Source organism: Veillonella sp. ZSJB6 (genome assembly GCF_051549505.1).
Classification (GTDB): Bacteria; Bacillota; Negativicutes; order Veillonellales; family Veillonellaceae; genus Veillonella.
In genome coordinates, this window is record NZ_JBPUGE010000079.1 from 1 (window position 1) to 262 (window position 262).

At 47.7% G+C, this 262-nt stretch carries 1 protein-coding gene; it reads right to left on the reverse strand.

The features are described from left to right. Positions 1–168: NRDE family protein (locus ACSV5T_RS09965; RefSeq protein ID WP_438321016.1), on the reverse strand; the 168-nt coding region annotated here is incomplete at its 3' end. Positions 169–262: the final 94 nt, after the last annotated feature.

The following is a 262-nucleotide window of genomic DNA, read 5'->3' on the forward strand; positions in this document are numbered from 1 at the left end:
CCAAGTGCCCCCTGCTTGCGCATCTTGCCCCGCGATGATTTTTTTTCCATTCGGCAATTGCCATTCATGCAGTGCGCGCGTAGGACGCTGCAAAAATTCATCCCGATTGGATAATAGCACCAAGGGCTTATCCTCAAACAGCTGCCAAGCCAACGCCACAATGCACATATTTTATTCCTTCTAACTGGTTACCATGCCATTGCCCATTGAATCCTGCATCAGCTCGATTACTCATTCCCTAGCTTAGCAGCCAAAACTTTTT